This window comes from Roseibium sp. TrichSKD4 (genome assembly GCF_000148725.1).
GTDB lineage: Bacteria > Pseudomonadota > Alphaproteobacteria > Rhizobiales > Stappiaceae > Roseibium.
In genome coordinates this window covers 152,677-172,144 of sequence record NZ_GL476315.1, presented here as the reverse complement: position 1 = coordinate 172,144, position 19,468 = coordinate 152,677, and the positions used below count along the sequence as shown (strand labels likewise).

General features: G+C 52.3%; 29 protein-coding genes. 8 read left to right on the top strand and 21 right to left on the bottom strand.

The features are described from left to right. Window positions 1-94: 94 nt before the first annotated feature. The gene (locus TRICHSKD4_RS14340) at window positions 95-1,111 is read right to left on the bottom strand and encodes a 1-aminocyclopropane-1-carboxylate deaminase (protein ID WP_009759677.1); all 1,017 of its coding nucleotides are present in this window, start codon (window positions 1,109-1,111) and stop codon (window positions 95-97) included. A gap of 157 nt (window positions 1,112-1,268) precedes the next feature. Between TRICHSKD4_RS14340 and TRICHSKD4_RS14335 the strand changes: the two genes are divergently transcribed. After that, on the top strand, window positions 1,269-1,730 hold the full coding sequence (locus TRICHSKD4_RS14335) for an Lrp/AsnC family transcriptional regulator (RefSeq protein ID WP_009759676.1): 462 nt from the start codon (window positions 1,269-1,271) through the stop codon (window positions 1,728-1,730). A 16-nt stretch (window positions 1,731-1,746) separates the two neighbouring features. Here TRICHSKD4_RS14335 and TRICHSKD4_RS14330 read toward each other — a convergent pair whose 3' ends face one another. Next, entirely contained in the window at window positions 1,747-2,631 is an 885-nt protein-coding gene (locus tag TRICHSKD4_RS14330; RefSeq protein WP_009759675.1) for a LysR family transcriptional regulator, read from the bottom strand. Between the two features lie 207 nt (window positions 2,632-2,838). On the opposite strand from TRICHSKD4_RS14330, the gene TRICHSKD4_RS14325 reads away from it, so the two are divergent. The 3 genes from TRICHSKD4_RS14325 (at window position 2,839) to TRICHSKD4_RS14315 (ending at window position 4,534) form a co-directional block, all read left to right on the top strand. Next, on the top strand, window positions 2,839-3,909 hold the full coding sequence (locus TRICHSKD4_RS14325) for a hypothetical protein (protein WP_139052129.1): 1,071 nt from the start codon (window positions 2,839-2,841) through the stop codon (window positions 3,907-3,909). A gap of 64 nt (window positions 3,910-3,973) precedes the next feature. After that, window positions 3,974-4,228: a cytochrome P460 gene (locus TRICHSKD4_RS14320; RefSeq protein ID WP_009759673.1), complete on the top strand. Its 255-nt coding sequence runs from the start codon at window positions 3,974-3,976 to the stop codon at window positions 4,226-4,228. Next, a complete protein-coding gene (locus tag TRICHSKD4_RS14315; RefSeq protein WP_009759672.1) occupies window positions 4,229-4,534 on the top strand; it encodes a cytochrome P460 family protein in 306 nt (101 codons plus the stop codon). 238 nt (window positions 4,535-4,772) lie between these two features. On the opposite strand, the gene TRICHSKD4_RS28210 is transcribed toward TRICHSKD4_RS14315, so the two are convergent. The 4 genes from TRICHSKD4_RS28210 to TRICHSKD4_RS30285 all read right to left on the bottom strand — a co-directional run bounded on the left by TRICHSKD4_RS28210 (window position 4,773) and on the right by TRICHSKD4_RS30285 (window position 6,857). Then, on the bottom strand, window positions 4,773-5,435 hold the full coding sequence (locus tag TRICHSKD4_RS28210) for a hypothetical protein (RefSeq protein WP_009759671.1): 663 nt from the start codon (window positions 5,433-5,435) through the stop codon (window positions 4,773-4,775). Window positions 5,436-5,646: 211 nt separating this feature from the next. Next, window positions 5,647-6,090, bottom strand: a complete 444-nt coding sequence (locus TRICHSKD4_RS14305; protein WP_050763430.1) for a GNAT family N-acetyltransferase — start codon at window positions 6,088-6,090, stop codon at window positions 5,647-5,649. Beyond that, window positions 6,080-6,481 (bottom strand): GFA family protein, encoded by a 402-nt coding sequence (locus tag TRICHSKD4_RS14300; protein WP_139052128.1) that lies wholly within the window; start codon window positions 6,479-6,481, stop codon window positions 6,080-6,082. Before TRICHSKD4_RS14300 ends, TRICHSKD4_RS14305 begins: the two co-directional genes overlap by 11 nt. A 91-nt stretch (window positions 6,482-6,572) precedes the next feature. Next, the gene (locus TRICHSKD4_RS30285; protein ID WP_139052127.1) at window positions 6,573-6,857 is read right to left on the bottom strand and encodes a hypothetical protein; all 285 of its coding nucleotides are present in this window, start codon (window positions 6,855-6,857) and stop codon (window positions 6,573-6,575) included. A 91-nt stretch (window positions 6,858-6,948) separates the two neighbouring features. On the opposite strand from TRICHSKD4_RS30285, the gene TRICHSKD4_RS14295 reads away from it, so the two are divergent. Continuing rightward, window positions 6,949-7,839, top strand: a complete 891-nt coding sequence (locus TRICHSKD4_RS14295; RefSeq protein WP_009759669.1) for a LysR family transcriptional regulator — start codon at window positions 6,949-6,951, stop codon at window positions 7,837-7,839. A 302-nt stretch (window positions 7,840-8,141) separates the two neighbouring features. Here the strand turns inward: TRICHSKD4_RS14295 and TRICHSKD4_RS14285 are convergent, their stop codons facing one another. The 5 genes from TRICHSKD4_RS14285 to TRICHSKD4_RS30800 all read right to left on the bottom strand — a co-directional run bounded on the left by TRICHSKD4_RS14285 (window position 8,142) and on the right by TRICHSKD4_RS30800 (window position 11,252). Further along, entirely contained in the window at window positions 8,142-8,441 is a 300-nt protein-coding gene (locus tag TRICHSKD4_RS14285; protein ID WP_009759668.1) for a hypothetical protein, read from the bottom strand. Continuing rightward, window positions 8,441-8,824: a hypothetical protein gene (locus TRICHSKD4_RS28205; protein WP_009759667.1), complete on the bottom strand. Its 384-nt coding sequence runs from the start codon at window positions 8,822-8,824 to the stop codon at window positions 8,441-8,443. Before TRICHSKD4_RS28205 ends, TRICHSKD4_RS14285 begins: the two co-directional genes overlap by 1 nt. A gap of 127 nt (window positions 8,825-8,951) precedes the next feature. Next, window positions 8,952-9,227, bottom strand: coding sequence for a hypothetical protein (locus TRICHSKD4_RS14275; protein WP_009759666.1), 276 nt, complete (start codon window positions 9,225-9,227; stop codon window positions 8,952-8,954). Next, window positions 9,227-10,141 carry an N-acetylmuramidase family protein gene (locus TRICHSKD4_RS28200; protein ID WP_009759665.1) on the bottom strand — a complete coding sequence of 305 codons (915 nt, stop codon included), beginning with the start codon at window positions 10,139-10,141 and terminating at the stop codon, window positions 9,227-9,229. Before TRICHSKD4_RS28200 ends, TRICHSKD4_RS14275 begins: the two co-directional genes overlap by 1 nt. 73 nt (window positions 10,142-10,214) lie before the next feature. Further along, window positions 10,215-11,252, bottom strand: coding sequence for a phage late control D family protein (locus TRICHSKD4_RS30800; protein ID WP_168157027.1), 1,038 nt, complete (start codon window positions 11,250-11,252; stop codon window positions 10,215-10,217). Window positions 11,253-11,826: 574 nt separating this feature from the next. Here TRICHSKD4_RS30800 and TRICHSKD4_RS14260 point away from each other — a divergent pair. Next, window positions 11,827-12,102, top strand: a complete 276-nt coding sequence (locus TRICHSKD4_RS14260) for a hypothetical protein (protein WP_009759663.1) — start codon at window positions 11,827-11,829, stop codon at window positions 12,100-12,102. Window positions 12,103-12,216: 114 nt separating this feature from the next. Here TRICHSKD4_RS14260 and TRICHSKD4_RS14255 read toward each other — a convergent pair whose 3' ends face one another. Genes TRICHSKD4_RS14255 through TRICHSKD4_RS14245 form a run of 3 tightly spaced genes read right to left on the bottom strand, consistent with a single transcriptional unit; the run spans window position 12,217 to window position 15,312 of the window. Then, window positions 12,217-12,441: a hypothetical protein gene (locus TRICHSKD4_RS14255; RefSeq protein ID WP_009759661.1), complete on the bottom strand. Its 225-nt coding sequence runs from the start codon at window positions 12,439-12,441 to the stop codon at window positions 12,217-12,219. Window positions 12,442-12,445: 4 nt separating this feature from the next. Next, on the bottom strand, window positions 12,446-12,874 hold the full coding sequence (locus tag TRICHSKD4_RS14250) for a phage tail protein (RefSeq protein WP_009759660.1): 429 nt from the start codon (window positions 12,872-12,874) through the stop codon (window positions 12,446-12,448). Beyond that, complete coding sequence (locus TRICHSKD4_RS14245; protein ID WP_009759659.1) at window positions 12,874-15,312, bottom strand: phage tail tape measure protein; 2,439 nt, start codon at window positions 15,310-15,312, stop codon at window positions 12,874-12,876. Before TRICHSKD4_RS14245 ends, TRICHSKD4_RS14250 begins: the two co-directional genes overlap by 1 nt. Window positions 15,313-15,366: 54 nt before the next feature. Between TRICHSKD4_RS14245 and TRICHSKD4_RS14240 the strand changes: the two genes are divergently transcribed. Continuing rightward, entirely contained in the window at window positions 15,367-15,693 is a 327-nt protein-coding gene (locus TRICHSKD4_RS14240) for a hypothetical protein (RefSeq protein WP_009759658.1), read from the top strand. On the opposite strand, the gene TRICHSKD4_RS30795 is transcribed toward TRICHSKD4_RS14240, so the two are convergent. The 3 genes from TRICHSKD4_RS30795 to TRICHSKD4_RS14230 are packed head-to-tail and all read right to left on the bottom strand — an operon-like array spanning window position 15,675 to window position 16,700. Next, window positions 15,675-15,842, bottom strand: coding sequence for a hypothetical protein (locus TRICHSKD4_RS30795; RefSeq protein ID WP_009759657.1), 168 nt, complete (start codon window positions 15,840-15,842; stop codon window positions 15,675-15,677). The genes TRICHSKD4_RS14240 and TRICHSKD4_RS30795 overlap by 19 nt on opposite strands. A gap of 5 nt (window positions 15,843-15,847) precedes the next feature. Then, window positions 15,848-16,180 (bottom strand): hypothetical protein, encoded by a 333-nt coding sequence (locus TRICHSKD4_RS14235; RefSeq protein WP_009759656.1) that lies wholly within the window; start codon window positions 16,178-16,180, stop codon window positions 15,848-15,850. Window positions 16,181-16,196: 16 nt separating this feature from the next. After that, a complete protein-coding gene (locus TRICHSKD4_RS14230; RefSeq protein ID WP_168157026.1) occupies window positions 16,197-16,700 on the bottom strand; it encodes a phage major tail tube protein in 504 nt (167 codons plus the stop codon). Here TRICHSKD4_RS14230 and TRICHSKD4_RS14225 point away from each other — a divergent pair. Further along, window positions 16,681-17,487, top strand: coding sequence for a hypothetical protein (locus tag TRICHSKD4_RS14225; protein WP_009759654.1), 807 nt, complete (start codon window positions 16,681-16,683; stop codon window positions 17,485-17,487). The genes TRICHSKD4_RS14230 and TRICHSKD4_RS14225 overlap by 20 nt on opposite strands. 8 nt (window positions 17,488-17,495) lie before the next feature. Here TRICHSKD4_RS14225 and TRICHSKD4_RS14220 read toward each other — a convergent pair whose 3' ends face one another. The 4 genes from TRICHSKD4_RS14220 to TRICHSKD4_RS14205 are packed head-to-tail and all read right to left on the bottom strand — an operon-like array spanning window position 17,496 to window position 19,273. Next, window positions 17,496-18,113, bottom strand: a complete 618-nt coding sequence (locus tag TRICHSKD4_RS14220) for a hypothetical protein (RefSeq protein WP_009759653.1) — start codon at window positions 18,111-18,113, stop codon at window positions 17,496-17,498. Then, complete coding sequence (locus tag TRICHSKD4_RS14215) at window positions 18,106-18,453, bottom strand: helix-turn-helix transcriptional regulator (protein WP_009759652.1); 348 nt, start codon at window positions 18,451-18,453, stop codon at window positions 18,106-18,108. Before TRICHSKD4_RS14215 ends, TRICHSKD4_RS14220 begins: the two co-directional genes overlap by 8 nt. Further along, the gene (locus TRICHSKD4_RS14210; protein WP_009759651.1) at window positions 18,450-18,773 is read right to left on the bottom strand and encodes a hypothetical protein; all 324 of its coding nucleotides are present in this window, start codon (window positions 18,771-18,773) and stop codon (window positions 18,450-18,452) included. The genes TRICHSKD4_RS14215 and TRICHSKD4_RS14210 overlap by 4 nt, the downstream gene beginning before the upstream one ends. Continuing rightward, window positions 18,770-19,273 (bottom strand): GcrA family cell cycle regulator, encoded by a 504-nt coding sequence (locus tag TRICHSKD4_RS14205; protein ID WP_009759650.1) that lies wholly within the window; start codon window positions 19,271-19,273, stop codon window positions 18,770-18,772. Before TRICHSKD4_RS14205 ends, TRICHSKD4_RS14210 begins: the two co-directional genes overlap by 4 nt. Between the last annotated feature and the right edge of the window lie 195 nt (window positions 19,274-19,468).

The window sequence follows — 19,468 nt, the reverse complement described above, 5'->3', positions numbered from 1 at the left end:
AAATGCTCTAAACCAGTGCTGCCCTAATTGGATTTGTTTCGTTCAAACCAGAAATACCCTTTGATAGGTACATCTAATGAGCAGGTGCGCGTTGTCAGCCATTTCGATAGGTGTAACTGTATCCATTGATCGCCGGAACTCCGCCTAGATGGGCATAGAGAACCTTGGAACCTTTTGGAAAAAATCCCTTCTTCGCCAAGTCGATCATTCCTTGCATAGACTTTCCCTCATAAACCGGATCAGTAATCATCGCTTCTGTTCGCGCGGCTAGACGGATGGCGTCATTGGTTTCCGAGCTTGGAACCCCGTAGGAGGGATAGGCGTAATCTTTTTTGATTACAATCTCGTCTTCGCGAACCGCTCTGCCCAACTCGACCAGTTTTGCGGTCGTATCGACGATACCGCGCATTTGCACACGCAATTGATCCGGCGTCCCAGAAGCATCTATCCCGATTACCCGGTCGGCGCGGTTGTCTGCTGCGAACCCGACGATCATTCCGCCCTGTGTTGAACCGGTCACACAGCAAACAACAACATAGTCGAACCTGAAGCCCAGATCGGCTTCCTGAGAGCGCACCTCCTCAGCAAAATTCGCATAACCCAACCCCCCATATTTATGGACTGAAGCCCCTGCTGGTATTGCATAGGGAACACCTCCGGCATCCCGGACGGACTGCATCGCCTCTTCCCAGCTCCGACGAATGCCAATATCAAACCCGTCATCTACAAGACGGCTGTCAGCACCCATAAGTCGGGTCATAAGGATATTGCCGACTCGGTCATAAACCGCGTCATCGTGAGGCACCCAGCTTTCCTGTATTACGACGCATTTCATGCCTATCTTTGCCGCGGTCGCCGCAACCATCCGAGTATGATTGGATTGGACACCCCCAATTGAAACCAACGTGTCTGCACCGGAAGCCACTGCATCCGGTACTATATACTCGAGCTTGCGGAGCTTGTTGCCACCTAACGCGAGCCCAGAGTTGCAATCTTCCCGCTTCGCGTAAAATTCGACTTCCGCTCCAATAGCATCAGATAGTCGCGGCAAAAATTCGATGGGCGTCGGACCAAAAGTCAACGGATATCGTTCGAATTTAGATAGCTTCATTGCATTTTCTCCCAGCATTGAGCGCTCGAGAAACCCTAACGAAGCAATAATGAAATGTACTCTCTATTTTGAAGGCTTTTTTCTTGTCTTCCTTCATTAGTCCTGTCAATTAACGCTCAATGACAGAAATTATTCAGATTATTCGGAAGATTCTTTCATGTCCGATCTCGACAAAATCGATCGTAAGATTCTTAGGTACCTGCAGACAGACGGTCGCATGAGCAATGCCGATATTGCGGCCCAGGTGAATGTCAGCGCAGCGACTTGTCATCGGCGTATCCAGCGCCTCTTTGATGAGGGCATCATCGATGGGGTTTCAGCGCGTGTAAGACCTGAAGCCGTAGATCTTGGCGTACTGGTTTTGGTCGGCGCTATACTGGATCAATCAACACCTGAGAGTTTCGCGGACTTTGAAGCTGAAATTGCCCGTTTCCCATTTGTCCTCGAATGCCACTGCGTTGCAGGAGACTTTGACTATTTTTTAAAAATCCGCGTAAAGGACATTGCCGATTTCAACAATCGGCACCGTGCCCAGTTACTAACGCTACCCAACGTCCGCCAGCTGAGAAGTTTCTTTGTCCTGAAGGAAGTCATAGAAAAAGCATATTTGCATTTTTGAACGAAAATTATTGGTGTCAGGACCGTCGCGCAAAGTGAGTTTCCTTCACTATATTCTCGATCTTCTTGGCACCTTCGGAGGCAGTAGATCCCGAAATCATGACAAAATGAACATTTCTACCAAGGTTGAGCCCCACTATTGGCTTAACAACTAGTGCTGAAAACAGCCTAGAATGTTCCGGTAGCGTGGTGACACCTAGGTTGTTCATCACCATGTGCTGAATCCAATCCTCTCTCGCAGATTCGGCCACAGGCCTCACCGAAGTTCCATATCTGGCAAGAATTTCGCGTGCAGTATCGCGGAACTCGCAATTCGTTCTTTCTAGGTAGTGTTCCTGTTGGAGCTCTTTAATGGGAACGCTTTCCATCGATGCGAACCTATGATCGGGGCTGCATGCCAACAGCAGCCGTTCACTGTAAAGCTTGATTGTCGATAGTTTGATATTTTCGTACCCAAAATCGGACCAGAAACAGCAGTCCAGTTTTCCGGATAGGATAAGCTTGTTCAGTTCTATTGGTTTAACGACATCAAAAACGATCTTTGATTTTGGAACTTCAGCAAAAATTCTTCTCAGAATCTCCGAAGACTGTTGGGGAATAATAGTGCTGGCGAGCCCAATTCGGATTTTGTCTTGATACCCAATTGTAATGGCGTTCGCCAACTCCCGTGCCCGTTCTTCCATATTTGCAATTGAAGTAAAATCGGGCAAAACCATTCGCCCTAAGGACGTGAGTCTAGTATCTTTTCCATCCCGATGAATGAGCATGCCACCGAGGTCCTTTTCCAGCCGTTGAATTGCTTTGGTCAAGGCCGGCTGCGTCACTTTGTGAATGTCTGCTGCGTCTGAAAAATTCAGCGTCTGCGCAAGAGTAACGAAATATCCGATTTGCTTTGTATCCAACCTGAGCGCGCCTCGTATCGAGAAACCGATGCTTATCCAAGCACAATATTATTTGGGTGCCACCTTCGTAACAACCGCATACGTCGGTTATAAATTCTATTCCTTTTCAATCAATGTTGGCGGTCTATTCTCCGAGGCGACAGAAAAACCGAGTTTGTGTTTCTGTCGAAGCGAAAAGTCAATTGAGCGAGTTCAGGGACCGTGCATATGAAAATAGGGAATTCAAATGGGACAGTTTTTGCGATTTCGGCCATCGTTATGTCAGCCTTCGCATCGCCCACGCTAGCTGCTGGACATTTTATATCCGGCCTGCAAAGTATGTATCCGGCCTATGACCTCGATGACGCATACGTGTTCCAATCAAGCACTGAAGGATATACGTCATTCATCCTCTCCTCCAATCCAAGCACACCGGGCTCCAACAAGCCTCCCGCCGGAGTGGTTTTCGGGCAAGGCGGATTGTATAACCTCCACATAGCCGGGGATGAAAAATTCAAAACAGGCATGACACTCGCGTTTTCTTTCCTTGGAGAAGACATCACGGTGTCCAAACTCACATCCCCCAATTCGCCCATAGGGGAAAAAGGAAACCCGATTGGGCAGGGAAAAGTAGGAGCAGCCTTCGAGATCACCGGTGGCATCCGCATTTGGGCCGGACGGGGAAACGATCCGTTTTTCGGAAATGGCATCGGTTTAGCCGATTTTAATGACAGCAGACAGCGCGGCCAGTTCAAACCCGACGCGTTTAAGGAAGGCGGCGACCTGTTCGCCAATGCGACTGCAAGCTTTATTGTCGCAGACATCCCAAACAGCATGCTTGGCGACAAGGTAAAATATTTCACAACCACAGCCACAATGCACAAGGGTGAGTGGCGACAAGTTGATCGATTGGCTAACGTCTTGTTCCCATACGTTTTTCTGGCAGACACTCCGGCAGTACAAGAAGATCACCAGCAACATAGACCCGATCTTGATGTTGAAGAACGCCGGCAGGCTGTGGTGAACAATACCTTCTGGGCTGTTTCAGTTTCAGGCTCTCAAAAGGGGCGGGAGATGGAATACGCTCAAACGGTCGCGGACTTGGTAATGCCTGATGTCATCACCTACACCATTGGTTCAAAAGCAAACTATGTGGTCGATGAGCTCAATGGCCGCCCTCTTCAAGATGACGCCATGAATACCGTGCTTCAATTGATGAATGGTGTGGCCATCGACGATTTTGCAAACGATGGAAAACGCTATCGCGAAGAGTTTCCATACATAAGCCCAGCAAAATAATGCAAGCAACCTTCTGTAACCTTGTGCTGCAGAAGGCTGCCCTTTTCCTCAGACGGTGTTTCAGATGAAGAGAACCATAGCTGCCATCACAATTTTATTCATTTTTGCCAGCGTTGGAGCGGCAACCAATAAGGAAGTCAAACTGCCAGTTTCCATCAACAAAGATGGAACGCTTAATCGCCCTCCGCACTATCTCCAATGGGTCAACGTTGGAACAACGCTCCTTCCGAAAGGGACAGTCAACATTATCGACAACCTACCCATCCCGAATGACGAATACATCGACACATACGTCGAACCTCAGTCATTTGCGATTTAAATGGCAACAGGGGTTTGGCCGAACGGAACGCAGATTGCGAAGGAATTCACACCTGCACACCCAGCGGAGGCTGGAGAACCCGTTTCCGAAAGCCACTATAATGGTCTCGGCATGATCATCAAGGACACCGAGCGTTATACGGCGGAAACAGGATATCTGGGCTTTTTCCAATTCGGGCACCATCCAGAACCTTATTCCACAACCGCAGAATTAATGCCAAGGGAGGTATGTTCAACATGTCACGAGGCAAGCGCCGGTGATCAACAAAACATCTTCGCCGACCACCACATTGGCCTGAAGCGGTAAAGTGTAACCTTCCATAGAAAGCTCGAAGATATTCTTCGCAACCATCCCTACAATCAGCCAGAGAGAATAGCCAAAATCGCCAAAACAACCGCTTAATTTGAGCTTCCGCTACCCTGATCAAGAACCACCAAAATGCACCAGCGATTATGGCGCTTGGAGCCGACAACTTTTGCTCGACCTTACAACTGGAATAGAGGCGCGCTATTTTCGATTTAGAAATACGTGTATCATTCGGGTATTAATTATTAAGATCAAAAGAAGCGCCAACTGAATCAATTATGATGCCTGAAGGCTGGCTCCCGTCTCCTACTGTGGTTTGCATTGCCTCATAAACTATTGGCAGCGCAAACAACCCACCACCTGCCACCAATCGTATCGCTCCGTTTTGTAGGGGGACTGAAGATGGTTTCTCGACAAAGTCCCGGTATTCAAGCGGGCCCATTTGACCCAAAACAACGCCAGCATAATAGGAACAGCCAGTTGTCAGAACCGGCAATGATTTGATTGACGTAGCGATGTTGCCGGAGACGGTTTCGAAGGTTGCCCCTCTGTCCATCGGCTCTCGAATGACAGCCCTACTGCCGACAAACGAGAAATCGTTTCCAAAACTTGCCGTATCGGCAATCCCGGCTGTGCATTTATCCGCGAAGTGCGCTGCAAGTTTGTCCTTGCTTGCATCTGGAAGATCAAGCTTCTCTTCAAAAACACGACTGAGGCGGGCTTCAAGGATGATTTTAGCTGCAACCAAATCCACTTGTGAGGCTTCGTCATCCTTAAAGTGACTCGACAAACGGTCAGGGAAGGTCAGCACATTCTCAAGTGTCTCGGGGTCTGTAATCGTTACGACAACACCCAGCGTAGCTATCGCACCACCAAGAAAATACTTCAGTTTTTCGTACATCGGAAGCTCCCTGCCCTTCATATATAGGAGCTCGACATTTCCAATACAAATTTCACGATAGGAGCTTCCATACATTCGCTGCGCCACCTCGATTGCTCGATATCGGGAAACAGTGGTTTCCCGTCTTCACCCTCAAGGTGCCAAGACCGAAAACATGATCCAGTAGCTTTTTCGAATGCGAAGGTTCGCTTAACCCGCACGACCAGCTCTTTTACAGGGCTCGATTTGCGACAACGTAGTCTTTACCCCTTTTCTGAAAGACACGCGCGTCCAGACTGAAACCATTCCGCAGATAAAATTCGGACGCTGAAACACGTGCATCACACCAAATTCGCGTGCATCCTTCACGACGAAGCACTTCTATCGCGGTATGCAGCAAGTTACTGGCGATACCGTTGCCTTGGTGTTCATGTTCAACCGCTAGCTTACGCAGTCGGACGACCCCACTGTCGTTAAAAAAACTGCCAACAGCAACTAACTGTCCGTTCTTGAAAGCACCAAAGTGCAGGGCTTTCATGTCATCTGCCAGGATAACATCCCTCCGAGGACGATCAGGCCACATAACCCGATGACGAATATCAATCGCTTCCTCGGCGGCTATTTTCTTGATTTCCAACTCAGACGAGAAAATGATTTGAAACTCCTTATAAGTCACGCATTTCCATATCTTTTTCGGATAGCCGATTATGCCCGCCGTCTAGCGAACAAAGGCCTTGATCAATGAAGAGTTCGGTGACGATCATAAAGTCCTGCCTCTGATCAAACAAACCAAGGTTAACAACCAGCAGATTGGACTTGTCGTTGCGATAAAGGACACTACTACCACAACGGCGACAGAAACCTCTTTCCGCGCTCTCAGACGACCGGAAGGTCTGCAAGTTTTCATGTGCTCTAAGATTCAATTCTTCAGCTATTACACTGAAGTGAAGCCCCGACGACCATTTTTGGCACATATTACAATGGCAGGCGTAGTATTCCTTTTTCGGGACTATCGCCTGAAACTCGATATCTCCGCAAAGACACCGGCCATGCATCACTTTACTCACGAATGACGCTCCTCAAACAAGATTTCCAAACAGGTCAGTTGGTACTGCCGACAAATATAATCGGTCTAAAAAGTCACCCAGATTACGCTGCTTATAGCCATTTTGTTGATTGCCAATGCCCGTGCCAATTTGGTTCTGAGAAATCAGTGTTTCCCATGTTTGTGAAATCGGGGGTTTGTTCTTCGCCAGTTCGCGTTCGAAAGGATCTCAAAAAACTTTTTAAAACGGAGAGCCAGTCCGATTTCCTCTTAGGTACGTCTTGTGGCAAACTATGGCTCAGCAGGTCATTGCCATCTGGAGCTGAAGCAGCATCCTCTGACTTTCCTTCATTGCCCCTATAAACCTCAGAATGTAAGCGTTCTTCCTTTAATTTCATGACCTATCTCCACGTAAGCAGAGCGACCTTGACACAGCAATAAATACATTTAAATTTCAAATACTAAATAGTCGGTATTGATTTTTTTCATATGATATCAACACGGCAAATAACCTACTTTTTAGCTGTCGCAGAAACACAGCAGATTTCTGCTGCGGCCCGCGCTTTGAATGTATCCCAATCGACAATTACGATATCCATCAAGGAGCTAGAGGCGCATCTAGGAGTTGAACTCTTTGAACGCCTTCCACGACACCTAAGATTAACGAATGCGGGGCATCGGTTTAAAAGTCACGCACATATCATTTCAACCGAGCTCAACGCGGCTTTACGAAATGTTAAATCTGAAGCCCATTGCGTTACTGGAAACGTTCGACTCGGCATGAGTTGGACACTATCAAGTTATTTTGCATTTCCAGTAATTGAGCGTTTCGCACGAAGATATCCAGAAATCATTCTGGACGTTTCCGAAGATTTCAGGGAGGAATTGGAAAGAAAAATCAACGATGATGAGCTCGATCTAGCACTCGTGCTAACTTCAAATATTTCAGGAAAAACCAATATTGAAAACAAAACATTTCATGTATCTGCCCGCCGTCTTTGGGTCGCCAGTAATCATCCATTCGCAGACTACAAACAAATAAGCTTAACAGACGTTGCAAGCGAACCTTATGCGGTGTTGCGCTCTGATGAAGCCGAAAAACAGGCGCTCTCCTATTGGAAAAACCCAATAACTTCTCCGAAAGTGAAGTTTGCCTCATCCTCCATTGAAGCGGTTCGAAACTTTGTCGGCATTGGAGGCGCTGTTACTATTTTGAGCGACGTGGTTTATCGTCCTTGGACCTTAGACGGGCGACGTATTGAGCGAATTGATATAGCTGAACCCATCCCGAAAATGGATGTAGGTGTGATCTGGAGATCGAACAAAAGGCTGTCAAAGGCCTCAGAATTATTGAGAGATGCCTTCTGTCAAACGTCTTAAGCAGTCAGGCAACATCCACGAAGCAATTGGCTCGTTGTCTATGAAATAGCGGCACTCACATCTTAGAAACCCTTAGGTCTCGCACGTGTGATCTCCATCCTTCGCACATCGATGGCCCCAATAGAGAAGAGCGTCTGGCAACGGTCAATCACCCAGACGCCCTCCCCAGTTGACTGCCCAAAGAGCGACTTCGCGAAACCCTTCGGACCAGCGGTATAAAACACAGTGCCGGTAAATAGAATCACTGCCGTGAGCAGAAACCTCATTGAAGGGTAAGTAAACTACTAACTCCCTGATAAAAATCAGCCTGCTTCCTTGCACTTCCTCAAACACAAAAACAGGAAGTGAAACGCGAGCAGGACCAGTCCAAGGTCTTTGAGCACCCACCACGGGATTTCACTATCGCGAGGTGCCATGCCGGTTGTCAGCGCGACGTAATTTCGAAAGGTCTGCCCATCGAGCCCCGCCGCAGCCAATGTCATTCCCAAACGATGCCAAAGCGGCGCGACCTTCAGCCAGGGATTGATCAGCAGGGCAATCAGGATCACGGTTCCCGCAATCGGATCGAGGATCACCGTGAGCCAGAGATGAAAGTTCTCCATCAGCCGGACCCTCCGTCCGGCTTCTTGTCTTTCAAAGCATCCAGCGGCGCGTTTTTGATCGCGTGATACGTCTTGACCGGCTCGCGCTTGAACCGCTCACTGATCTTGAAGACACCAGCCAGAATATTCATCCCGACCATGCCGGTTATAAACGCGATCCCGTTTTCCGTTGGGCCTGTCAGGCTGAGCCATTTCACCACCAAGGGCGTGCCATAGGCCGCACAGGCTGTCCCGGTGATGATGTAAAGCAATGCCCGCGCCGGACTTAGATCACGCATGAAGGTCAAACTGACCACTGCCCCGACAAGGCCTGCCACAAGCGCAGAGATCTTGACGCCAAAATGTTGCTCGATATCCATCAGTGCGCCTCGTGTCTCTGACATTCCGATTTGGTCCAGGTTCCGGCCCCGCATAGTCCGGCAACCGTGTTGTCAATTTTCTCCTGATCTTGCAGCGTCCTGCCTTCAGCTCCGATCAGGGACGTTCCGACGATCTGCCGAGCCGTCAGGTTCAGTTTCGGTTTTGACGCACTCGTTGTTTGCGAAGGACCACACGCCCCCGACGATCAAGGCAATTGCGCCGGCGCATACGAGCCCGGTCAGCTTCTTCCGCGAGTTCATTGATTGCATCCTCGGTGGATTTTTCTGCTTTGCGCAACGCGCGTTCAATTGCGGCCTTGGTCAGAGCCGTGCCATCCAGCCTGCCCCAACCATAACCAGCGCCGAGAGCGATCAGGACGCCGAGCCCCGCCGCCCCGATCAAGTTCATTGATGGAAGGCCGAACATCAGGCCTCGCCCCATGGCAACGGCCTGCCCGCGTCATCCCAACGCGCATAAAGCGCGAAGAGAGCACCAGCGACCACCACGAGCCCGATGACCATGGCGGTCAGGTCGCCACCGCTGAAGGCAGCTTCCTGCCCTTCCACGACCTCCACCACCTTCTGGACGGGTTCGACAAGAATGGATGCACCACCCACCCCGGCAATACCAGAACCGGCCACCGTCCGGCTTTTCGCGAGCGGTTTGGAATTGGGAACTGGTGGATGCTCCATGGGGTGATTGATCACAACAGAGGTCGGATCCCAATCCGCCCATTTGCCAGCCCCAAGTTTCGCCGTCCATTTTTTCATTCGGGCGGCATAGGTGCCGTTGAGACCACCACCGTTATAGATCTCTTCAACCTGTTCAAACTCCCCGGTTTGAAACGCGCGAACCAGACCCTTTTCTTTCAGGAAGTTCGCGAAGGCGCGAAGCTGGTGCTTCTCGCTGTCGAGAAAAGCAGCCCACATCTCCCCGGCGCTGGAGAACCCGCAAGTCTTATAGTTGAACCCCATGATCTGGTAGGTTCCCATGGAGATGGACTGAAGCGCGGCCTCAACATCGATGTCCATCGCGCGCGCCAGCAGCGCATACCGATCATCCGGCGTGCTCTGGTCCCTGTATCCGCCCTTTTTGGGAGCAATCCACTTGCGCCGCGCCAAACCAGCCGCCACCGCTTGTTTGCGCTTTGCGCCTTTCAAAAGCCTGTAGAACCAATGTTTTTCAAAAAGGATCTTGATCCGGCCATCTGGAAACCACCCAAATCCTTTGGATTCCACCTTGGCAATGGCCTCCAGATTTTGAGGGGGACAAGCCAGCTCAATTGCCAGTGCTTCAAACGCACCATCATCCAGGGCTTCCGCCCTTCCCTTTCCAAGCATGCAGGTCTCCATTTTCAATGAAAAAAGCCCGCCGAACCGGCAGGCACTGTGATGATTTGAAAGTGTCGGGATCTCAGCGGGTGGGCCGCGTGTCCTTGCCCGCCCCGCCTTGCGGATGGCGAACCGACATTTGTGTGATTGAGCCGCTCGGCTTGGAACCGGTGTGATCGACCTGACCAATCCGGTAATTGCCATCAACGCCGACCCGCGCGCCTTTCAGCACACACAAACCTTCCGGCTGGGCGTTGGGATCAATGGTAATCCGGCCAGAGCCCCGGTTTTGCGCGCTTTCCCGGTTGCGGGCAGATGCCTGCTCACGCGCCTGATCTTCACTGGCTGCCAGAAGGCGCGTGACATTTACAGCATCAACGTCTCCGGCATCCGCTTCGCCCTGCTCTTCGACTTCGCGGTGCTGGCCTGTCTTCTGGTCGAACCAAGTGACTTTGGTTGAGCCGAACACCCGGCGCAGCGAGAGCGGTTTGACGCGGGCTGATTTCAGGTTTTTTCCGCGTTCCGCCACCACCGTTGGTAACAGCAGTCCACTTGGAGCAAGACCCGTTCCGCGCTTTGCCAGCGCAGCCTCATCCCCGGCAAACTTGAATGTGCCTGCCAGTTCACGGGCAAAGCGGTCCCCAAGCGACATCAGGCTCTGGCGATTGACCAGCCAATAGTCGCGGCGGATCTGGTCAAAAGCTGGGTCAATGCGCATGTTGCGAATGCCAGCCAGATCAGCCGCCTTGCGCATGACATCACCAAGCGTTGCATCATCCATGTGGAAGGAGAGCGGCTTTTTGACGGCGCTTGTCATGTCGACACTGCTGCCAGAGACAGACAGCAGGGAGCCGCCATTCTTGTTGATTATGAACTCCGGCTCATCGCTGATCCCGGAAAAGACAATCTTCCCCCTCACAGCAATTTGGATAGGGTCACCCGGTTGCGGCAGCTTTATTTCGCCAATCGCATCATTGAAGGACAGCCGGCATTTGTCTGCCGATCCACCATCCATCAGCGTCACCCCCACCGACAGCAGATAGGGATGCATGACAGAAGATCGATCCTTGCCGCCGACAAAGACCTTCCAGTCAACTTTCCAGTTGTCATTTGTCATCACCTTGCAACGCTCACTGGGTGTATTGGTGGTTAACTGCCGATGGAATTTGAATGAAGAGACCCAGAAGAAACGGCCACTCGGCTTCCATAGTGTCGCAGGGCTTTAAAATTGAATGAATTCAATAATAATGCTAAAAATGACGATATATAAATTAAAATCTATACTACAAATTACATAATTTTGATTCGCATGCGCTACAAATTTCGCGAATTTTCCCACTTAATAACTGAAATTCCGTGAATTAATACTACAACCGAAATTCAACCAATCGTATTTTTGCTCATATTTTCAGCATGTTATCTCTTTAATTCGTTATTTTTCCACTTTTCACGGCTCATGAGTTGCAATTTTGTGTATTTATTGCAGCATCTACTTAACTTGTATTTCTAGCGGTAAGTTCTCTCATTCCAATAATATTCCGGAAGGATTAGTACTCGAACGCCGCTTAAATAAACAGAGTTATTTCTCAAGGTGTTTACCTTGGGATAGACGTCAACTTGTTTTGTGTTTTGTGCCGAGTACCCCATCGATTTGTGCCGAGTACCCCATCGACTTTCGTTATGGAGAATTCACAATGAAGACCACGAACGAACAAGAAATACGAGAAGCAATCAACGAAGACTATACAAGCGCACTGGCGAAGAATGCCGCCACCCTTCTTGAAGTCATAACCGTCCGCACTCCTGCAGAACATCAACAGCTTTATGAGGTGTTTTCCGGATTTGCCAATTTACTACCGAACACCACAGAAACACGTTCATTGAAGCGCATGATTGAATACTATCAGGACGAGTTCTTTCAAGAAGCGGACATCAACGAACAGGATTTTCAAGAAAGCCGCGTTTCCTAAACACGCCTCCGGAGGCAGGCAGCCCCAGAGCAAGTGGGAACTTTGGGGCTGCTATTCCTATCCGAAACAGATCGAACTTCCGTTTGTCGCCTGTCACTGTCTTGTTCGACATGATCAGCTGAAGAGAGACACTGCGGTTTGAATGATTTCTTCTTCTGGCACTTCGATCTCGTCCGGCACCTTGACCACGGACCCGACCGGCAGGAACAAGCCGCCATCTGCAATGCCCCTGTTGAGGTCATAAGCCTTGGCGAGCAGCATGGCCGCGCGTGGGATTTCCGGCATCCCTAAAAGCGTATCCAGGGTGACGCCTTCCCGCCTGATGGTGATTTCCCGCATGATCTTACCCGAAGAGTGAGAAGAGCTTTTGGAGCGTTGCCTGACCGTCTTCCCGGCTGCGCTCGGTTTCCGTTAGCTTGATCGTGTGGCCCACACGGAAACCGACACCGTCCGCCATGATGTCCCGATGAGACTTGCTGATCGACGTGATGGAAAACCAGCCAAGCCCGACACCATCGCCGCGCTCCACCCGGAACCGCTCGCCGCGGTCACGCATGGCCCTGAGTTCATCCAGCTCATCCATGCCGCCAATCTTGTGCGGCAGGATTTCGCCAGTCAGGGTCAAGACCTCGTCAGCTGGTGCGGTGAACTCCTTTGCAGGAGGGCGGCCCAACACACCCTTGGAGACGATACTGGCCTCGCCTTCTTCCTGCACCCCGGACACGGAAAATGGAAAGGTGTCGATCCGGACATTTCCCAAAATGTAAAGCATCAGCCCGTGCTCGCATGTTCAAGGTCGGCATGAAGCCCACGCTCTGCATCAGCGAGTTTGTCTTCGAGCTGCTGCAGAAGAGAATGGGCATCGGTTTGCTCATAGATATTCATGGTCAGGTTCTGGATGGTCGTGCTTCGACCACCGGGCACAGCCGCTCCGCCCTTGCCTTTCACGATGGCGTCGGTGTCCGAGGCATTGTGGACATAGCCATCAGCTGGCGCGGTGAAGAGTTCGCGCCCGCGCTCGCCGGTCATGTAGGTCATGCCCGCCTTGACTGGACCGCCTGCCGCCCGCTCGCCTGCGACCTTTGTGTCAGAACCGCCGCCAAAGAACCCTTTCACACTGTCAAACGCACCGGAGACCGAACCCATGATCTTGGACTTGATCTGCGAGCCCAGATTGCCGACATAGCTCAAGATTGCCTTGGCCCCGTCGATGATGCCTTGAAGCAAGGCGTCCATCATCTGTTTGCCGAGCGCCTGCATGCCGTTGGCGAGGCTGGAAAAGGCATTCTTGATGGCATCCACGGCAGCACGCCCTGCCCGCTCGCCAGCGCTTCTGAACTCGGCCTCCTGCTCGGCGGAATAATCGTTCATGGAAAAGAGATCGGAGATCCAGTCGCCAACAGCCGACGGTATTCCCCTGACCGCGGCGATGATCCGATCCGCCAGACCAGTGACCATGGTCACCGCGTCATTGATCATCGCCTCCACTTCGGCCCGGTCGAACCCGATCAGCTCACCGATATCGACGAGCTTTTCTTTCGCCCAGGTTCCAGCCGCCGTGGCGAGCCGCTTGCCAAAATCCGTCATGGCCGTGATGAGCGGATCAAGAGCCTCCATGATCGTGGATGCAAACCCGGTGACAAACTCGCGGATCGGCTCCCAATAATTGTAGATGGCAAGGGAAACGGCAGCGATGCCTCCAATCAACAGCCAGATCGGCGCGCTGATCGTGGCAACCGCTGCAGCAACGGCAATCGCAACCCCTTTAAGAGCAGCGCCAACAGCCACCAAACCCGGCGCGATGCCAGACACCATCGCGCCCGAGCCAAGACTGGACAGGAGTGACATGCCGAGCATGGCCATGCGCACCTGCTTGGATGCTGCCACAATAAGCGATGCTGCCCGAGCAACCCCAAGACCCGCAGTCAGCGCGCCGCCCTTCAGAAACGCAAAACCAAAGGCGGAGGCAATTGCGGCAACTTTCACCGCCACAAGAGCTGCCGCCAACCCGACGATCCCTGCCGTCAATTCCGGATTGGCCTTCACCCACTCCGAGATACTTGTAAGGATTGGCCCGAGATGCCAGGCCACATCCATGATTGCCGGAAGCAAGGCATTCCCAATGGCGATGGCGACTTCCTTCGCCCGGTTCTGCAGAAGCTGGAGCGTATTGGACGACGTGTTGGCCCGGACATCAAATTCCTTCTGCGCAGATCCGACATAGTTAAACTCGTCAGAGACCTCCCCAAGCGATTGCTTCAGGAGCTTTGTGTTTTCGATCAAGGGCATGATGGCGCGAGCTTCGTCGCCAAATAGATCGGACACGGTCGAGGCCTGCAATTCCTTAGGCAGTTGGCGCACCAGCTCCAGTACAGAGTTGAGCGTTCCAACAGCGTCCTTTTGCAAGGACTTTGCAACAACACGCGCATCCAGCCCGAGGCGCTTATAAGCGGTCCTTTGCCGCTTGGTTGCCGATTCCCCGCGTGCCAGAGCTTTACCCACATTGCGGAATGAGGTTGCTGCAACATCCGCCTGCGCGCCCGCTGCAATCATGGCCGAGCCAATGGCAACGGTTTGTTCCGCCGTGAAGCCGTATTGCTTGCCGATGGAGCCGACCCGGCGCATGTAATCGAGTAGCGACGGCGCTTCCGAGGCAGAGGTGTTCGACAGGTGGTTGATGGCGTCGGCCAAGAGTTCAGTCTCACTGACACTCAGGCCAAGCGCTGTCTTGATCTTGGCAAGGCTGGTGCCGACCTCATCGGCGGTCATATCGAAGGCAACGCCAACCTTGGCTGCGATCTCGGCAAACTGTAGAAGCTCATCTCCCTTCATGCCCGCCTGACCAGCCGCTGCCACGATCGAGGCAATGCCTTCGGCAGCGAGCGGAACATAACGGCTCATTTCCAAAATGGAGGCAGAGAGGTCTTCAAGCGTGGTTTCTTTTTCGAACGCGTCGAAATCCACCACCTTGTTGACATCGGCCATGGCATCTTCAAAGGCCATCGCCGCTTTGACCGGAGCCGCCAGACCACGGGCAAGTGCATAGCCTGCTGCCGCCCCTTCCACCATCGATCCGCGCATACGTGCCATGTCACGCTGGTTGCGGCGCAACTGGTCAGTCATGCGGCCCATTTGACCCGCAATCGACCGCGCAGGCCGAGTGACCTGATCAATCAATGAGACGATCAGTTTTGACGAAAGAACTGCCATTGCGCTTCAAACTTGCAAGCGGCTAAGCTTGCCCCGTTTTTATTGGAGGTTTAGATGAAACAGTTTTTGGTCGCAGTCGCATTGTTGACTGGAACTTTAGGGTCTGCACATGCCTGGTCGGACCTTGAACGCATGCAGGCGGTCATGCAGCTTTCCAACGTTCTGGCGAGTGAAGAGCCGTGCGAGTTTACCTATAATCAGGCGAAAATCGAAGCCTATATCGAAAAGACCGTGCCCGCAGATGACATGGAATTTGCGGCGGAACTGGGAATGATGACACAGGGTGCGCAATACAATCTTGGCCAGATGACCCCATCAACCAAAACAGCGCATTGCGCCCAGATCCGACGTGTTGCCAAATCCTATGGCTTTTCCGACTGACGGCGGAGCCGCATCAGACTGTCGGCGTAGAGAAAAAAATCGTCGACAGTCCAGAGCCTGATGTCTTGAACCGGGGTCATCGTTTCCCGAGCCATGATGATGATCATGTCGCGAATGGGAACAAAGGTTTGCTCCGGTTCACCATGCACCTTTTCTAGGAGCGCCTCGACCGAGCCCGGGTCGCTTTTTTTTTGGGCGCAGCAGTCTTTTGTTTCTGCTGCGCCATGACATCTTGAGCCCGTTTTCCCATCAATGGCGGGCTGGCAAGCGCAAGCGCCTCCCAATCATCCGGGCCAAGCTCGCCTAAAAACTCGATGGGCATGCGGATCATTCCGGCAATGAGGATCTTGAAAGCCTCTTCCTCGTTTTCCGCCCCATCAGAGTTTTCAAGATCGATCATCCGAACCGGTCTGATGATCAGCTCGCAAATCGTTTCGCCTTCCCACTCAGCCTCTGCAGTCAGAGGCAGTTTTACCGGTTTCAGCATAATCTCTCCCTCTCACTTAACCGCGTGCTCCACCGATCCCAAGACCACGGCGATAGCTCTCGAACAGATCATTGTCGCCAAAGAACGCCTTGATCGCGAAGTAATCGTAATCAAAGATCCGCCGCCCATTGATGTAATAGGTGTAGCGCGTGACCTCAGCGAACTCGTGATTGCACTTGTGGATCTCGGCTCCGCCTCCGGCTTCATCCGGCTCCCAAGACATCAGAACACCGTGGATTTCACCGCGAACGCTGTAGTCCTGCCCGTCTTCCTTGTCCGTCCAGACCTTGGCGAACTCGAATGCTTGTTTCGTACCGATCAGGCCGATAAAGCGCTCATCAAGACCGGCAATTTCGGCCTTTGGGCTGAGTTCCTCCAGCTTCGGCTTGACGAAGCCAACGGCCCCCGGACCACCGGCTGGATCATGGGTTGCCTTGGCGAGTTTCAGAGACGGCAGCGCAAGCTTGGTCAAAGTCAGTGCGCGTGTGTCGCTGTCGTCAGTGGCAAGGCGCAAATCCACACCCAACACCGATGAAATTATTGCTGCATTTATTCAGGACATTATTGTTGAAGTTCCTGAAATCGTTGAAAAACTCAGTTTTTCGGAGCGCCGGACACTTGAAAGGGAGATGAAAGTTCTCGCCCGAACCAACGAGCAAAAAGCTATTGGGAGGCTCCGGGAAGCAAAACAAACTGCACGTGAAGCCGATGCGATAGAAGAAGACGCGCATCGGAAAACCGACGCTGCACTTGGTGCTGAAGCGGCAGCGGAAGGGTTGGAGCGCTTGACCAAACACTGGCACGACAAAATCCAACACCACCAGTTGAGACGTGCCAGCAACTTTATGTGGTTTGCAGTTACGTTGGTCGCAGCTCTGTTTCTCTTTGGCCTTAACCAGACTGGTATTCTTCAGGCCATTGTCCTGCAGCTTTGCAACAATGACAGCCTTTGCCCGACCCCATGGCAAAACTTCTGGCAGGACGCTTATTTGACGGCTAAAGGCAACACCAGCTGGCTCTGGGCGATCCTGAGCCTCAAAGGAATTCTCTTGCCTGTCTTGGGTGTTGCATGGTTGCTGCGCATTTTCAGTCGGCAAAACGCCTCCCATTTCGCACTGGAAAATGATGCTCGCCAGCGGCTTGCCCTGCTGGTGTCTTATGTCCGCCTTCAGGAAAACCCGGATACCAAGCTGACTGAGGAAGAGCGTATCTTGTTCCTGAGAACCCTCTTTAGAACAGCCGAAGTTTCGTCCAAGGAAGATGCCCAACCGAATGTGGTCGAACTCATCGGCAAGCTGAAACCCTGAGCCGAGCATCACAACGCCCTCCTGCTTCCATCACTTTTCGGACTTGACCCGAGCGGCCAGAAACGGGCGCAATCCATGCGCTCCGCCTCTGCCGCATGGAAGCGGTACCAGCAGCAATCATCTGCTGCCTTGGAGGTTGTTCCCGGAAACCAGCGAAGACGCGGCAGAGCCATAATGTCAGTGCAAAGCGGCATCAAGAGACGCGCTTGCCGTGTGTGCTTCCAGCCAGCGTCAAACAGCAGCCATGTCGGCACCATGAACGCCCACCGGGCGATCAATCTGTGCAGGACAGCTCGTGTCCATGGGGGATTGGTGATTATCGCATCTGCGTTATGCAGATCAAAAAAGGACAACTGCCACCCGTCGCGTCGCTGCAAGGTTCCGAAGGCGGCAGGCGCAAGATGATCCTTGACCGCCCTGCCCCGCAGCTCGATGTCGTAACGCCCCCGACATTCCAGCCCTGCCGCCGTCAATGGCCCGACAAGGTGCCCCCAGCCATAACAAGGCTCGACAAAACTCATAATCCCTTCTGCCTTCAAAAACGGGATGAGACGCGCCGCGGCCAGCGGATCACGCGTCATGTAGAGGTCTTTGGGAATGCGTTTGAAATCGGAGTATTTACCCATTATCTGGCCTCTCCGTTTCAAATTCCTGAGATTTTTCAGATGGTTTCTGAGGTGCTTTCCCGTGAAACAACAAGACATCCAGTGTGTCTTCGGACGGTTCCAGCGAGCACAACGCTTCAAACGGATTGAGGTCCGCCCAAATGCAGATTTTCAAAAATTCAAGAGTTCCGACCTGAAAGCCATTGGAGACCCGGCTCAACGTTGCACGAGAGACGCGGCTCTCAGACGCCACCTCAGCTAGGGTCATGTTGCGCGTCGCCATCACAGCCTTCAAAGCCGTTCCGACACGGACAAAACTCAGACGAGCATCCTGCAGAAGATGCGCATAATCCTCGTTCATGCCGCGCCTCCCGCCGTCAGGCGATAGGCCAGCACTTTCGCCTCGATCGCCGCTTGTTCGGCAACAGGCTCCGGCATTGAAAAGTCAGGACGGTTCGTAAGGTCTGCCTCAGTCAAGCCATTAAAGGCCAGAAGCTTTTTGCGGGCTGTCGTCCCGATGCGCTCCGGCATTCCGTCATAGAGCGCATGCACCTGCTCGGTTCGTATGCCAATCCGCCGTGCCAACAACCAGGGCAACAGACCAAAGGGGCGCGAGCGATCCAGATGCACGGCCCGCGCCATGGTGAACAAGGCAAGGATTTGATGATCGGAGACGGTCATTCACCCTCTCCCGGCCTGCGATGGGTCCGCTCATAGCAAGCAGGACAAAAGCTCTGGCCTTCTATGGCAGGCTTCCCGCAAAAGAGCTTCTGACCAATTGGGACTTTCTGATGACCCCAAAGCGGAAACCGGCACTGCCCCTGCTTCACCGTGAAGATGTTGACAGCGCTCCCCCGGATCTCATGGGAAATGACCGGGTAAGCCTCGGGAGTAACTCGCGGCGCGGGGGATGATTTTACCCGAGACTTTCCGCGCATGGCCCGGTCGGCTTTAAGCCTGTCAAAGGCTTCGCGATCTGCGTCCCGGTTTGGCCGAAGCCCTTGGCGGAAGGCTAGCCCCCGCACAGCACCGTCAGAAACCACTCCATATGTAGCCGACAAGCGCTCAGCGGTTTCAGCCACGGTTAAGCCTGCTTCAAAGCAATGGCTGACAGCTTTTGTTTTTTCGCGTGCCGTCAGCGCTGCCCACGGCAGGGCCTCAATGATCGTTCCAGAGGTCATAACCGCACCTCACGCGCCATTAAGGGCACCCCGATCCCTTGTGGATCATTTTGGAGATGGAGAGCGGTAACTAGGGAGTAACAAGCGAGCCTGTTAATGTATGCACAGAGCCGGTGCGCCTGGCGACGCGCACCGGCCCCTATCACCTCGATCTGAAACAAGCAGAAGGAAGTGAATATGATGAACGCCTTGCGT